13 protein-coding genes are annotated in these 13367 nt (G+C 43.4%); 3 read left to right on the top strand and 10 right to left on the bottom strand.

Annotated elements, in window-relative coordinates; translation table 11 throughout:
- A partial coding sequence (locus tag IQ242_RS05430) for a DUF2062 domain-containing protein (protein WP_193959283.1) occupies nucleotides 1-333 on the bottom strand: 333 nt, incomplete at its 3' end.
- Between the two features lie 53 nt (nucleotides 334-386).
- Here IQ242_RS05430 and mnmE point away from each other — a divergent pair.
- Nucleotides 387-1760 carry a tRNA uridine-5-carboxymethylaminomethyl(34) synthesis GTPase MnmE gene (gene mnmE, locus IQ242_RS05425; protein WP_193959281.1) on the top strand — a complete coding sequence of 458 codons (1374 nt, stop codon included), beginning with the start codon at nucleotides 387-389 and terminating at the stop codon, nucleotides 1758-1760.
- Between the two features lie 62 nt (nucleotides 1761-1822).
- Here mnmE and IQ242_RS05420 read toward each other — a convergent pair whose 3' ends face one another.
- From IQ242_RS05420 to IQ242_RS05410, 3 genes are all read right to left on the bottom strand, one after another.
- Nucleotides 1823-2119, bottom strand: a complete 297-nt coding sequence (locus IQ242_RS05420; RefSeq protein ID WP_052276912.1) for a polyhydroxyalkanoate biosynthesis repressor PhaR — start codon at nucleotides 2117-2119, stop codon at nucleotides 1823-1825.
- 113 nt (nucleotides 2120-2232) lie between these two features.
- Nucleotides 2233-2541, bottom strand: coding sequence for a DUF4164 family protein (locus tag IQ242_RS05415; protein ID WP_052276913.1), 309 nt, complete (start codon nucleotides 2539-2541; stop codon nucleotides 2233-2235).
- Between the two features lie 113 nt (nucleotides 2542-2654).
- Nucleotides 2655-2930: a polyhydroxyalkanoate biosynthesis repressor PhaR gene (locus IQ242_RS05410; RefSeq protein WP_193959280.1), complete on the bottom strand. Its 276-nt coding sequence runs from the start codon at nucleotides 2928-2930 to the stop codon at nucleotides 2655-2657.
- A 366-nt stretch (nucleotides 2931-3296) separates the two neighbouring features.
- Here IQ242_RS05410 and alr point away from each other — a divergent pair, with 366 nt between their 5' ends.
- Together alr and IQ242_RS05400 are read left to right on the top strand one after the other, a co-directional pair.
- Nucleotides 3297-4493, top strand: coding sequence for an alanine racemase (gene alr, locus IQ242_RS05405; protein ID WP_193959279.1), 1197 nt, complete (start codon nucleotides 3297-3299; stop codon nucleotides 4491-4493).
- Between the two features lie 333 nt (nucleotides 4494-4826).
- A complete protein-coding gene (locus tag IQ242_RS05400) occupies nucleotides 4827-6131 on the top strand; it encodes a cytochrome P450 (protein ID WP_193959278.1) in 1305 nt (434 codons plus the stop codon).
- 90 nt (nucleotides 6132-6221) lie between these two features.
- Here IQ242_RS05400 and IQ242_RS05395 read toward each other — a convergent pair whose 3' ends face one another.
- The 6 genes from IQ242_RS05395 to IQ242_RS05370 form a co-directional block, all read right to left on the bottom strand.
- Entirely contained in the window at nucleotides 6222-8213 is a 1992-nt protein-coding gene (locus IQ242_RS05395) for an AarF/ABC1/UbiB kinase family protein (protein WP_193959277.1), read from the bottom strand.
- A gap of 203 nt (nucleotides 8214-8416) precedes the next feature.
- The gene (locus IQ242_RS05390) at nucleotides 8417-9508 is read right to left on the bottom strand and encodes a glycosyl transferase (protein WP_193959276.1); all 1092 of its coding nucleotides are present in this window, start codon (nucleotides 9506-9508) and stop codon (nucleotides 8417-8419) included.
- A gap of 74 nt (nucleotides 9509-9582) precedes the next feature.
- Complete coding sequence (locus IQ242_RS05385; protein WP_052276918.1) at nucleotides 9583-10272, bottom strand: HNH endonuclease; 690 nt, start codon at nucleotides 10270-10272, stop codon at nucleotides 9583-9585.
- Nucleotides 10269-11696: an AAA family ATPase gene (locus IQ242_RS05380; protein ID WP_228020835.1), complete on the bottom strand. Its 1428-nt coding sequence runs from the start codon at nucleotides 11694-11696 to the stop codon at nucleotides 10269-10271. The genes IQ242_RS05385 and IQ242_RS05380 overlap by 4 nt, the downstream gene beginning before the upstream one ends.
- A 70-nt stretch (nucleotides 11697-11766) precedes the next feature.
- Nucleotides 11767-12840 (bottom strand): magnesium chelatase ATPase subunit I, encoded by a 1074-nt coding sequence (bchI, locus tag IQ242_RS05375; RefSeq protein ID WP_193959275.1) that lies wholly within the window; start codon nucleotides 12838-12840, stop codon nucleotides 11767-11769.
- A gap of 83 nt (nucleotides 12841-12923) precedes the next feature.
- On the bottom strand, nucleotides 12924-13313 hold the full coding sequence (locus tag IQ242_RS05370) for a hypothetical protein (RefSeq protein WP_044034869.1): 390 nt from the start codon (nucleotides 13311-13313) through the stop codon (nucleotides 12924-12926).
- Nucleotides 13314-13367: the final 54 nt, after the last annotated feature.

Raw genomic sequence — 13367 nt, 5'->3', positions numbered from 1 at the left:
TCCTTGACCTAAAAACAATTCTCCCAATTTATAATTAAACAAAAACAGGGGAATATATGTAAAAGGATTACTCACCCAAGTGGCTGCCGCTGCTGCGATTTTATTGCCCCGCACACAGAAAGCTAAAAAAATCGCAATAATGATCTGTAATCCCATCCAAGGAAAGGCCCCAGAAAACACCCCCACCGCTAACCCGCGAGCGATTTCGATCGGATGTCCCTGTAATCGCACCAAGCGAATCCACCAGTAGCGACAGAAGCGCATCAGACGATTAATTAGGCTATTTTCTTTATTTTTCGCTTTTAATGACCGTGAGCGCATATTTTCGGGCATAAATGCTGACAAAATTGATACCAACTTCAATTTTAGCAAGGAGTGATTGAGAGATGTTAAACACAGGGGATACGATCGCCGCCATCGCTACGGCGATCGTTCCGGAACAGGGTAGTATCGGTATTGTCCGTTTATCTGGTAGTCAGGCAGTGGCGATCGCTCGTCGGCTTTTCCATACCCGCAATCGTCAACCCTGGGAAAGTCATCGTCTTCTCTACGGTTATATCCGGCATCCCCAAAGTCAAGCAATTATCGATGAAGCTTTACTGTTGCTCATGTTAGCGCCCCGCTCTTTCACCCGCGAGGATGTGGTGGAATTTCACTGTCATGGCGGCATTATGCCCGTACAACAGGTGTTACAGTTATGTCTAGAAAATGGGGCGCGTTTGGCACAAGCGGGGGAATTTAGCCTGCGTGCCTTTCTTAACGGCAGAATTGACCTAACTCAAGCCGAAAGCGTCGTCGATCTCGTTGGGGCGCGTTCTCCCCAAGCGGCACAATTTGCCCTCGCTGGGTTGCAGGGGAAACTCGCGCAACCGATCCGCCATTTGCGGGCCACCTGTCTCGATATTTTGGCTGAAATTGAGGCCCGTATTGACTTTGAAGAGGATTTACCGCCCTTGGATTGCGAGGCGGTTCTCCATAGCATAGAACAGGTTTTTTGTCAAGTAAATTTAATTTTGGCCACCGCCGAGCGCGGGGAATTGCTGCGTAGTGGTCTGAAAGTGGCGATCGTGGGGCGGCCGAATGTGGGTAAATCCAGTTTGTTAAATGCTTGGAGTCGGAGCGATCGAGCGATTGTCACCGATTTACCCGGCACTACCCGCGATATCGTCGAATCTCAGCTAGTTGTGGCGGGAATTCCCGTACAAGTCCTCGATACGGCTGGAATTCGCTCGGCCAGCGATCGAGTTGAACAAATTGGGGTGGAACGTTCCCGTCAAACGGCCCGGTCTGCTGATTTAGTTCTCTTAACCGTCTCCGCAGAGTCCGGATGGACCCAGGAGGACGGGGAAATTTATCGCTCTGTCAGCGATCGCCGATTAATTTTAGTGATTAATAAAATTGATTTAGCCAATCCTGAAACGGTAATTTATCCAGCAGAAATTGAGCGAGTTGTCAAGCTGTCGGCCGCCCAAAATCAGGGTATTGAAGAATTAGAAAAAACTATTATTAATGCTGTCCAAAATCAAGAACTACAGGCGGCTAATTTGGATTTGGCCATTAATCAACGACAAGCGGCCGCTTTAACTAGGGCGAAAATTGCTTTGGAACAGGTCAAAAAAACAATTGACCAAGATTTGCCTTTTGATTTTTGGTCGATCGATCTGCGTACTGCCATTCAAGCTTTAGGAGAAATTACTGGCGAAGAAGTAACTGAATCGGTACTTGATCGCATTTTTAGCCGTTTTTGTATTGGGAAATAAGCAATGAGGAAATCTGGTCAACTGTGTTGGGTTAACTGTGGTCTTGTTGAGGATTGGAGAAATCAGATATTACTGGAAAAAAATACTTTCCACCCAGCCGTAATAATGGCACTTCCCAAAAGGATAATCAATGTCCAGACCTGATTTTTTTGGGTTCCCTCTACCGATATTAGCCGATTATCGATGCCTTCGATTTTCTCGCCTAACACTTTAATATCCCCTTTGAGATCGGCTATTCCTATTTCTACTTTTGTCAACCGCTCATCAATCTTATCGAATTTTTGACTAACTTCCTTGATGCTGTCTTTGATTTCTTTAAGGACGACATCCAGGGAATAAGTAACAGTTTCGTTAGACATTGGCTAAACTCCTATACTGCATCTGGTTAGAATATAATTTTATCTTAGTCTAGGCTTTAAGAAAATTTTCTTTCAGGAGCGGTTAACTGTAGTCTTATTGAGGATTGGATAACTCAGATATTACTGGAAAAAAATACTTTCCAAGCAGCCGTAATAATGGCACTTCCCAAAAGGATAATCAATGTCCAGACCTGATTTTTTTGGGTTCCCTCTACCGATCTGAGCCGATTGTCGATGCCTTCGATTTTCTCGTCTAACACTTTAATATCACCTTTGAGATCAGTTACTCCTATTTCTAGTTTGGTTAACCGATCTTCTACCTTGTCAAATCTTTCGTTAACCCGCTTCTCAAGCGAGTCAATCTTCCCCTCAATCCTTGTGAGGACAGCTTCTAGGGAATAAGTAACAGTTTCGTTAGACATTGGGTAAACTCCTATACTGCATCTGGTTGGATATAATTTTATCTTAAGTCTAGGCTTTAAGAAAATTTTCTTTCAGGAGCGGTTAACTGTAGTCTTGTTGAGAATTAGAAAGATCAGATATTACTGGAAAAAAATACTTTCCATCCGGCCGTAAAAATGGCACTCCCCAAAAGGATAATTAATGTCCAGACCTGATTTTTTTGGGTTCCTTCCACTGATTTTAGCCGATTGTCCATGCCTTCGATTTTCTCGTCTAACACTTTAATATCTCCTTTGAGATCGGTTAATCCTATTTCTACTTTTGTCAAGCGCTCATCAATCTTATCGATCTTCCCCTCAATCCTTGTGAGGACAGCTTCTAGGGAATAAGTAACAGTTTCGTTAGACATTGGCTAAACTCCTATACTGCATCTGGTTGGATATAATTTTATCTTAAGTCTAGGCTTTTTGGCATTCCTTACCCCACAGTTAACTTCACTTCTGTCCAACCACTGAGATAGTGTTAGGTGAAAACTTCGCTACTTTCTTGTCACTGATTACCCGTTACTGTTCATTCTCTACGGAAAAACCCTAACCCCTAACACCGATAACCCTAACTGCCAATTTTTTCGGGAACTTCCTAACATCCCATTCATCTTAAAACCCAGATTCCACAGGCAAAAAGGAGGAAATCCAGAGGAGTTTCAGGCTTTTTTCCTAGCCCTCTCGGTTTTCTTTTGCTATAAATTGGGTTATGTGTGCAAAGGAGTGAGCGAGTGACGTTTAGCATCGAATCAAAAATCATCAATCCGCCCAAAAACCGTCATGATTATCAATTGTCGGAAGTAATTCGCTATCGTGCTTGGGTAGAGATTGATCGCTCTGCCTTACAACAAAACGTGCGAAAAGTCAAGGCCTTATTAGCCCCAAAAACGGAATTAATGGCGGTAATTAAAGCCGATGCTTACGGACACGGGGCAGTTAAGGTGGCTAACAGCGTTTTAGAAGCCGGAGCGCAATCTTTAGCCATCGCGACTATCGGGGAAGGTATCGAACTACGGGAAGCGGGAATCGTTGCCCCAATTATGATTTTAGGGGCAGTCAATACCCCGGAAGAAGTGGCAGCCTTAGCCCATTGGCAATTGCAACCCACCCTGGTGCAAATCGAACAGGTGCAAATTTTTGCCAGCGTGATGAGACGCTTAGAGCAGCGGCTGCAGGTCCATATCAAACTAGATACGGGGATGTCTCGCTTAGGTACACCATGGCAAAACGGCACCAAATTCGTCGAACAGGTTTTAGAGGCTCCTAACCTGAAAATTGCCAGTATATACTCGCATTTTGCCACGGCTGACGATCCCAATCCCGAAATCATGCAGTTACAACGACAAAGATTCCAACAAGCGATCGCCGAGTTAAGATCAAAAGGTTATCATCCCCCCTGTCTGCATTTAGCCAACTCTGCCGCTACCCTAAGCGATCGATCTCTGCACTACGATCGAGTTAGAGTGGGATTAGCTCTCTACGGTCTTTATCCTGCCGATCATCTCACCGATAAAGTCCCTTTGCAACCGGTGCTACAAGTAAAAGCGCGCATTGCCCAAGTCAAAACCATTGCCGCCGGTTCGGGAGTGAGTTATGGTCATCAGTACATAGCGGCAAAAGACACCCGTATTGCTGTGGTCGGTATCGGTTACGCCGATGGAATTCCCCGCAATCTCTCCAATCGTTTAAAAGTATCCCTGAGAGGACGTTTAGTACCCCAAATCGGCGCGATAACCATGGATCAGTTAATGATTGACGTGAGCGAGATTCCAGAGGTAAAAACAGGGGAAATCGTCACCCTTATCGGTAAAGACGGCCCACAGTGCATCACCGCCGACGATTGGGCGCGGGATTTAGGTACGATATCTTGGGAGATTCTCTGCGGTTTTAAGCATCGTTTGCCGCGAATTACTATTAGCAATGGGTGATTATGGCGGTGATCTTAAAAAATGTCAATTGGCGGCAATTCTCGCTGTTAACTGACTGGCGATATCTGTGATTAATTTTGCCTAAGTAGGTGGGTGGAATTAAATATAAGATGAACGTAGGTTGGGTTGAAGCATGAAACCCAACGCCCGATTATGTTACGCTACCGCTAACCCATCCTACAAATAATTGTGCCTTCCTACTTAGATACTTGCCTTGGTCAAGTGCGATCGCTAATTGTCAGGCTAGATTAGGGGATGAATTCTCCGGTGCTTTAGGTTAGAATAAACAGGGTTAATCGACGGCAACTGATTAGTTTTACCCTAGAGGCAGCGATGACTATAAGCAAAGATTTACCCCTACCCCCCGGCAGTTTCGGATTACCCCTATTAGGAGAAACAATCGCTTTTTTGACCGATGGGGATTTTGCCAGTAAACGTCATAATAAATATGGTCAACTTTTCCGTACTCATATTTTTGGCAGTCCCACGATTATTTTATCCGGTGCCGAAGCTAACCGTTTTCTCCTCAGCAACGAGAATAAATACTTTGCGGCAACTTGGCCTAAAAGTACCAAAACTCTCCTCGGCAGCGCATCTTTAGCGGTGCATACGGGAGATGTTCACGCTTCCCGTCGTCGTTTAATCTATCAAGCTTTTCAACCCCGGTCCCTAGCAAGTTATATCCCTACGGTAGAAACAATTACTGCTCACTATTTAGAGCGTTGGCAAACTGCAAAAACCCTGTCATGGTATCCTGAATTAAGAAACTATACCCTCGATATCGCCTGTAAATTATTTGTCGGTCTTGATCAGGGTTCTGCTACCAAATTAGGAGAAGCTTTTGATACTTGGTGTGCGGGACTATTTACCCTTCCCATTCCCCTTCCCTGGACAGCTTTCGGCAAAGCATTACGCTGTCGAGAAGAATTACTGGAAGCGATCGAGACTATCATTTTAGAAAGACAAAAAAATGATGACCCCGGCCAGGATGCTCTTGCTATACTTTTACAAGCTAAAGACGAAAACGGTCAAAGTTTATCCTTAGCGGAATTAAAGGATCAAGTGCTATTATTACTCTTTGCCGGTCATGAAACTTTAACCTCCGCTATCGCCACTTTCTGCCTACAAATGGCACTGCATCCCGATATTTTTCAGCTTGTATTGGAGGAAATAACTAATTTTGATATATCCAATCCTTTAAGCGTTGATACCCTCAAACAGATGACCTATTTAGATCGCGTTTTAAAAGAAGTATTACGTTTTACTCCCCCCGTGGGAGGAGGATTCCGTCGGGTAATAGAAGACTGTCAATTTAACGGTTATCATTTGCCGAAAGGATGGATAGTGCAGTATCAAATCAGCAATACCCATAAAGATAATAATATTTATTCTCGTCCTGAAACCTTCGATCCCGATCGCTTTTTAGCCGAGGAAAAACCCTACGGATATATCCCCTTTGGTGCGGGATTACGCGAATGTATAGGCAAAGAATTCGCTCGTTTAGAGATGAAAATTTTAGCCGTCCGTTTAGTAGAAAAATACGATTGGCAATTACTCCCCAATCAAGATCTCACCCTCACCTCTATCCCCACTCCCCACCCTCGCGACGGTTTACAAGTCACCTTCAAACCCCGTTAACCGGCTAGGATAAAAAAACTTTAAAAACAGTTTAGCGTTTTTCTCGGAGCCGTGAAATTTATTTCACGGCATTTATTGACCGAACAGAGGTTAATCGGCAGCGGGTAAAGCTTTCGGTAATTCTCCATTTTGCTGATGATTTGGTCTATCAAATTCGAGAACTAGGTAACGAATTAAACGCGCTAGGGATTTTTGTAGCAAACCTTCAGCAATTTTTTGTCCCATCTGTTGGGTTTCCGGTTTAGCGATTAGTTTAGTCATCACTGGCACCATAGCCATGGCATCGAATCCTTTTGTTTCCTGTAAAATACTAAAGATGTTGCGAAGATGCTCAAAAGTCTTGGCATCACCTAATAATTCTGGGGGAGTTTCTTGCACCGCTAAACCCACCTGTTCCCGGAAATTAACCGTGAGATTAAACCAAGTTCGACGACCGAAATTATCTAGCGCATTGACTAACTCATTAACTAATTTTTCGCGGATAAATACACCCCTGTCTGACAGAAGAAAATCTAACGCTTGATCGGTGACTTTCTCGAAGTTAAAATCATTAGAATCTTTAGCATTTCGCAGGAGATTTTCTAAACGATTCCAGCGAAAAGTACCGTCTTTAAACAATAAATCCCGCAGGGAATCTCGCAACTCCGTGGAAGGATCGGTGAGCAGACGTTTAGCAATGTAAGGATAGGCTTTACTCAGTACCTTAAAATTAGGATCGATGCCAATCGCTATTCCCTCTAAAGTCACCATCGAGCGAATAATTAGGGCATAATAGGCAGGAACTCGAAAGGGAAACTCATACATCATCGCCGACATTTTATCGGTGATACTTTTAAAGTTTAATTCTGCCACACTCGCCCCCAAAGCATTACCGAAAACTTCCGAAAAAGCGGGAACAATTGGCTCTAAATTGGTGGTTGGTGACAGGAAGTCTAACTTAACGTAATCCTTGGCCAAAGACTCAAAATCCCGGTTGACTAAATGCACCACCGCTTCGATTAAACCGTAGCGTTGATAGGGTTCAATATTGCTCATCATGCCGAAATCAAGATAAGCTAATTTACCGTCGGGAGTCGCTAATAAATTACCCGGATGGGGATCCGCATGGAAAAATCCGTGTTCAAGTAATTGACGCAAAGAACACTGCACCCCCACATTAACTAAGTGGGTGGCATCAATACCCTGGGCTTGAATTTCTTTGATATTAGTTAATTTTGTGCCGTCCACCCACTCCATGGTTAAAACCCGTCGCCCGGTATATTTCCAGTAGATTTTGGGGATGTAAATTTCGGCAATGTGACCATAAAGTTGAGCGAATTTTTCGGCGTTTTGTCCTTCGTGAAGATAATTAATTTCTTCAAAAATACGAGCGGCTAATTCGTCGGTAATTGCCACTAAATCGGAGCGAAGTCTTTTAATATTACCTTTCACCCAAGTCGCCAAACTACGCATGATATACACATCTAAAGTTATACAGCGAATCAAATCGGGACGCTGTACTTTAACGGCGACTTTCTCTCCGGTTTTTAATTTACCTTTGTAAACTTGTCCTAGGGAAGCGGCCGCTATGGGATTGGGGGATAATTCTGCATAAATTTCTTCAGGAGAATAACCTAATTCTTCCTCGATAAAACGATAGGCAATTTCGTTAGGAAAAGAGGGTATTTGATCCTGGAGAGTGGTTAATTCTTCTAAATATAAAGGCGGTACTAAATCAGGCCGGGTAGAGAGAGCTTGACCGATTTTAATATAGGTCGGTCCCAATTTGGTCAACATTTCCCGCAATTGTACGGCCCGTCTAATTTCATTTTTCGGCGATTTTCCCCGCAGTTTATCCGACCAGATACCGATGACAAAAGATAAAACCGGTAGGGCAATTTCGATTAATCTCCCCACAACGTCTAGAGGTCGCCGACGGTAATAGTCGTTAATAACTTGGGGATTGTAGCGCCAACTCTCGGCTACGTTGTCATCCATGGGGCCGATATCTTCCCGATGCTCTTCGGGAATATGGACGGGCTGCACTTCAACAGTAATCGCTTCTGGGTTTTGCGTCTCTGGGGAGATCATCTGTTCGGACATAGTTCGATGGCGGGGCAGGGTGATTTGTAAACTATTGTAACAAGTATCGGCTTTCTGCCCGATCTTGTTTCTGTCTCCCTAGTCTAGGTTCAGGTTGGCCGTCAACTTTCCCCGGGGGTTATCGGTGTTTTTGACGATTTCGAGGCTGATAAGCTGTTCGTAATTTAAATTGCTTGTTGAGATCAGGCGGTCGGCAGGCTTCGTTAATGCCTCTCAAAGTATTCTACGATAGCTCTTGCTATCGATTCTGCACCATCTTTAGGCAGTTTAACCTTTAATCTGGGCGGTTGGGGGGCTTGGCGTAAAAAGTCCCAATTACCCTGAAAAAATTCTTCACTGCTAATGATTTGATGATAACTATAATCTTGGATTCCAGCCAATAAAATCGCTGATTCGGCGAAACCTTCTCGCATCAGAGAAACAATCGGAACCTCTAATTTTAAAGCCTCGGCAAAGGTACTATATCCCGGTTTGGAAATAATTCGATCGCACAGGGGCATAAAATCCACAGGACGATAGCTCCGATCTGGTTTATCCTGTAAGCGGACTAAATTGGGCAGTTCGGGCGCGTTTTTTTCAAAAGTGATAAATTGCCAATCGGGAAAACTGGCGAGGTTATCATAGGGAATTGCTTCTAATCCTAACCCCCCAAAACTCAATAAAATAGTTTTTTCTTTAGGGGTATTTAGCTTAAACTCCTGTCGCAATTCTTCTTCACTGTAGCGAGGTGTACCCCCGGTTAAACCTGCCTCGGTAACATGGGGAAATGCTGTCATTGCTTCTGCTAAAGGCAGTTTAAACAAGCGATCGCATTGATTATAACAACGACTGATCCAATCACTAATACTGGCAAATTCTTCACCCCAATCACGATAGATAAAATCCCAGCCGAAGTTACCGATCATCCAACAAGGAAGCCCCGCACTTTTGGCAATTAGTGCCGCTAAAGGCGGTAAATCAGCCACAACTAAACCCACACGATTAGTTTTAATAAAATTAACTTCACTGGCAATAATTGCCCTTGATTGAGCAATTATTTGTTCTAATTTTTCTTTGGTAGCTAATTTATCCATCGTTAAACTATCCGATTGGATTACCCCCACATCAAACCCCCGGGGTCTTTGAATATATTCTCCAGATATATAGGAATCTAATAACCAGCGCGGAGCAGTGGTGACTAATATCGGCAAAATTTCGGGATTAAGTTCAATAATATTAGCTACCACCGAAGCACTGCGGACAGCATGGCCAAAACCATGATTAGTAACGGCAAAATAAACAACAGGACGAGACATAAATAGCAAGTAAGGTGAGAATAATAAGCGATAAATTTTGTTTTTCAGACTGTAGATAATAATTACCCTTGATTTTAGGGAGGCAAATGAGGCAGTATATAAATACTAGCAAAAGCATAATATTCCGCTCCCGGTTGACAAGCTTCTTGCAGTACAGATAAAACCTCCGAGTCTCCTTGTTTTGCGTAACGTAATAATGCTAACAACTTTTTAATATATTGACTACGATAGTTAATTAATTCTTTTCGTCCACGCATACCATTGAGATCGAACAAATCTTCAACAATTTGACCACGCCGATCCCGACCATAAACACTGGCCAATTTTGCCATTTCATCCCAAACAAATTCAAGATGTGTATTCGTATCGCTTACTCCATCCGTGGGGTCTATTAACAGAGGATTTCCCGTGATATCATCGAGAGGAAAATTTGTGCCTTTGTGATTGGCATCATTACATTTATCACAAGAAAGCAGTAAATTCTCCCAAGTAAAAGTCAGATCAGGATACTGGCTTTTTGGATAAAAATGTTTGATCGCTCCGTAAGTTACCACTGTAATCTTACTTTCACAGTAAGCGCATTTCCCATTAAACATTTTAACTAATGCGTCTTTAACTTGCGGATGACTGTATTTATTTTGTGCTTGGTTAATTTGAGCTTTAGTTGCCTTGTTGTTTGATTTTATTGATTCTAAAGCCTCTAGCCAACGAGCGGCATTTTTAGCTAATACGCGTGGCTCTGATATTCTGGTGACAGGAATCAAGATAAACGCTCCTCTAGTAAGGCATCAATTCGGGATTCTAAACTATTAGGTTGACTAATTTCGCCAAAGGGTTTAACTTCTCCAACAAATAATGACAGTTGTTCATATTCTTCCTTTTCTTCTGCTGCCAGATTTTTATTTTTACGATTTAGTTGGTGGTAACGCTTAATTTTATTTTCTGTATCAGTGGGATAGGTTGATTTCAAACCAAAAGCAGCACTTGTTAAAGTACGATCAACATTAGCCGCTAATTCTAAATAAGGAATTTCTACAATCTCTAATTCACCCTCTACCAGATCGATTCGTAGGGTTAAAGAATTTTCCCCTGCACCAGCAGCGATTAAAGGACTATGAGTAGCGACAAAGAATTGAAGCTTGGGAAAAACTTCCTGTAACCATCCAGCAATTTCCCTTTGCCAAGAAGGATGTAAATGAATATCTAACTCATCGATTAAGACGACTCCAGAAGCCTCTGTGGGGTTATCTAGATTGGGGAAGGATTGTAATAATCGCCAAATTAAATCCCCAGCTAAAGCAATCATACTCCGAAAACCATCGGATAAACTAATGGTTGGAACTTTTTGACCGTTAACTAGAAACTGAATCAAGGCATCGGCAGTTACTTCAGCAATTTCTACATTACCGGGTAACAGTTTAGTAATTGCTTCTTCGCCGATTTTTTTCATTTGTTTGGCTTGACTATCTTCAGGATTTTTGGCTATTCGATAATCTAAATACACCATCCATCTCTCAAAAGAACTTAAAGATGTATCCTCATTAAATTGGCTGAAAAAGTTGCTAGAGCGTTGCGGGGGTTCAAGACTAGGAATATTCCGTTGATTCTCTCGTGTCAAACGACGGAAAGCTCCATAACCGACGGCAAACCAACCACGACTATCGGAGGCAAAAGCATTGGCTCGCAACCAACTTAAAATTTTGCTATTTTCTTCGATTAATGCTGGTTCTGTATAGGTTTGTTTGTCCTTACTGCCTCCTAACTCTAACCTTTCCTTGCCTGTAACAAAATAGGAATAAGCAAAAGTTTTTCGAGTTTTATCCGTACCATATTTTCCCGCATCCCCATCTTCTTGATGAAGCACTGCGGTTAATTTACCCGGTGTCTTGGGATTACATATCCAACCAGTCGGACGTGGTAATAATTCTTTGGCTGCTTCTGGTCCGGCGAGCAGTAAAGCTAAAGCCTGTAAAATCGTGCTTTTTCCTACTCCATTTTCTCCTAATAAAGTGATCCAATGATAAGGTTTAGCATCCTGACGACGTTTATTATCGGGATTACGAATAATAAATTTAATCTCTTGATTCTGGAAGCATTTAATGTTTTCGAGTGTTATACTTTCAACCCACATCGACATTCCCCCAGAGGATAACAGCGATCGATAAAATTCTAGCTTATTCGGCCACATCTAGCCCTTTTTGGCCTTCATCTCTAAATCCAGTCAAAAACCCTCTCTTCGGGGAGAGGGTGAATTAGATTTAGGAATTTTCCTCTAATCCAAAGACGCGATTAAAAGCTTTCAAGACTTTATAACCAGAATCGATCGATTCTAGGGGATCTTTCCGCAAACGGTGACGTAAACAGAGAACAATTACCCGACGGATATCATCTACCGTCACAGTTGTCCGTCCTTCTAAAGCGGCCAGAGCTTTAGCGGCGCGATTGGTAACGATATCGCCGCGCAATCCATCCACGTCTAACTCGGAACAAACCTCGGAAATTTTCACCCGCAGATCATAATCAAGCTCCACAGAAGGCAAAAGATTCTGGGCCTCCACTAGCTTTCTTTGCAGTTCTTCCTGTTCTAAGTTATATTTCTCTAAAAACGAGAGGGGATTGCCATCAAATTCCGCACGCTGTTCCACGATTTTGACCCGTAGAGGTGGTTCTTTGACGGTGTGAATCTCGGCGTGCATTCCGAAGCGATCGAGCAGTTGTGGGCGCAATTCTCCCTCTTCTGGGTTGCCCGATCCCACCAAAACAAACCGGGCCGGGTGACGGATGGAAATTCCTTCCCGTTCCACCGTATTCCAACCACTAGCGGCCGAATCTAATAGCACATCGACGAGGTGATCGTCAAGTAAATTGACTTCATCCACATAGAGAATGCCGCGGTTAGCTTTGGCCAGCAATCCTGGTTCAAAAGCTTTTACCCCTTCTGACAGGGCCTTTTCGATGTCAATCGTGCCACAGACCCGATCCTCCGTCGCACCGAGGGGCAGATCTACCATAGTGACTTTTTTCTTGGCAATGGTCAAGGGAATGGATTCATCCACCTTTTGCCGCACCTCATCGCTCATTAAATCGGGATCATTGGGGTCAGAATTAAAGGGATCGTTAGCAACTACGTCAATTTCTGGTAAAAGGTCGGCTAAAGCCCTAATTGTGGTCGATTTTCCCGTACCTCGATCCCCCATAATCATCACCCCGCCAATTTTGGGGTCGATGACGTTGAGCATTAGGGATAATTTCATTTCTTCCTGGCCGACAATAGCGGTGAAGGGAAAAACCACGCGGCGAGTTTTCGGAGGAGCTTGGGGAGTCACGGTCATAAGTGGATTCAAAAGTCAATAGTTTTTGCGTAAAGAATTATATCTAGTGGGGATTCTAGCCGTCAGCTTTCAGCAAATCTTTATTATTGTAAGTCTTTTTCCCTGCTTTTTAAGATCCAGCGCCAGAGGGGATGACGCGACCCTTCGGCCCGAATTTTCTGCACCCTTTGCTCTAAGCGCAGTTTTTCCCTGGGGGAAAGTCCTAAAATAATGTTGCGACTTTGCCAGACTAACACTGCTCCTGTAATGGCAAAACAAAAGGCTAGACCGATAGAAGGCCAGTAATTGAAAGCTAAAGCGTATCTAAGGGCTGTCCAAGTAAAATATTGCCGCATTAAGGCTATATCATCCCATAAAACCCATAAACTCGCCGAACCAATCCCTAACCAACAACCCAACACGAATAACCAACGACCCCATACCGTCAGTCGATGTAATCTTTGGACTTGTTGCTGTAGTTCAGAATCGGCCATTTCAGTTATCAGTGAGCAGTAATTCAGTGGGGTTGTGGGGTGTGGGGTGTAGGG

This window comes from Microcystis sp. LEGE 08355 (assembly GCF_015207185.1).
GTDB classification, from domain to species: Bacteria; Cyanobacteriota; Cyanobacteriia; order Cyanobacteriales; family Microcystaceae; genus Microcystis; species Microcystis panniformis.
Note: the sequence above shows the minus strand (reverse complement) of the source record. Positions and strands in the feature narration are given on the sequence as shown.

Coding starts and splice junctions, on each gene's coding strand:
- IQ242_RS05370 (WP_044034869.1), bottom strand. CDS start 13,313: ATGGCCGATTCTGAACTACAGCAACAAGTCCAAAGATTACATCGACTG.
- IQ242_RS05415 (WP_052276913.1), bottom strand. CDS start 2,541: ATGTCTAACGAAACTGTTACTTATTCCCTAGAAGCTGTCCTCACAAGG.
- IQ242_RS05420 (WP_052276912.1), bottom strand. CDS start 2,119: ATGTCTAACGAAACTGTTACTTATTCCCTGGATGTCGTCCTTAAAGAA.
- IQ242_RS05410 (WP_193959280.1), bottom strand. CDS start 2,930: ATGTCTAACGAAACTGTTACTTATTCCCTAGAAGCTGTCCTCACAAGG.
- IQ242_RS05390 (WP_193959276.1), bottom strand. CDS start 9,508: ATGTCTCGTCCTGTTGTTTATTTTGCCGTTACTAATCATGGTTTTGGC.
- IQ242_RS05380 (WP_228020835.1), bottom strand. CDS start 11,696: ATGTGGCCGAATAAGCTAGAATTTTATCGATCGCTGTTATCCTCTGGG.
- bchI (WP_193959275.1), bottom strand. CDS start 12,840: ATGACCGTGACTCCCCAAGCTCCTCCGAAAACTCGCCGCGTGGTTTTT.
- IQ242_RS05400 (WP_193959278.1), top strand. CDS start 4,827: ATGACTATAAGCAAAGATTTACCCCTACCCCCCGGCAGTTTCGGATTA.
- mnmE (WP_193959281.1), top strand. CDS start 387: ATGTTAAACACAGGGGATACGATCGCCGCCATCGCTACGGCGATCGTT.
- IQ242_RS05395 (WP_193959277.1), bottom strand. CDS start 8,213: ATGTCCGAACAGATGATCTCCCCAGAGACGCAAAACCCAGAAGCGATT.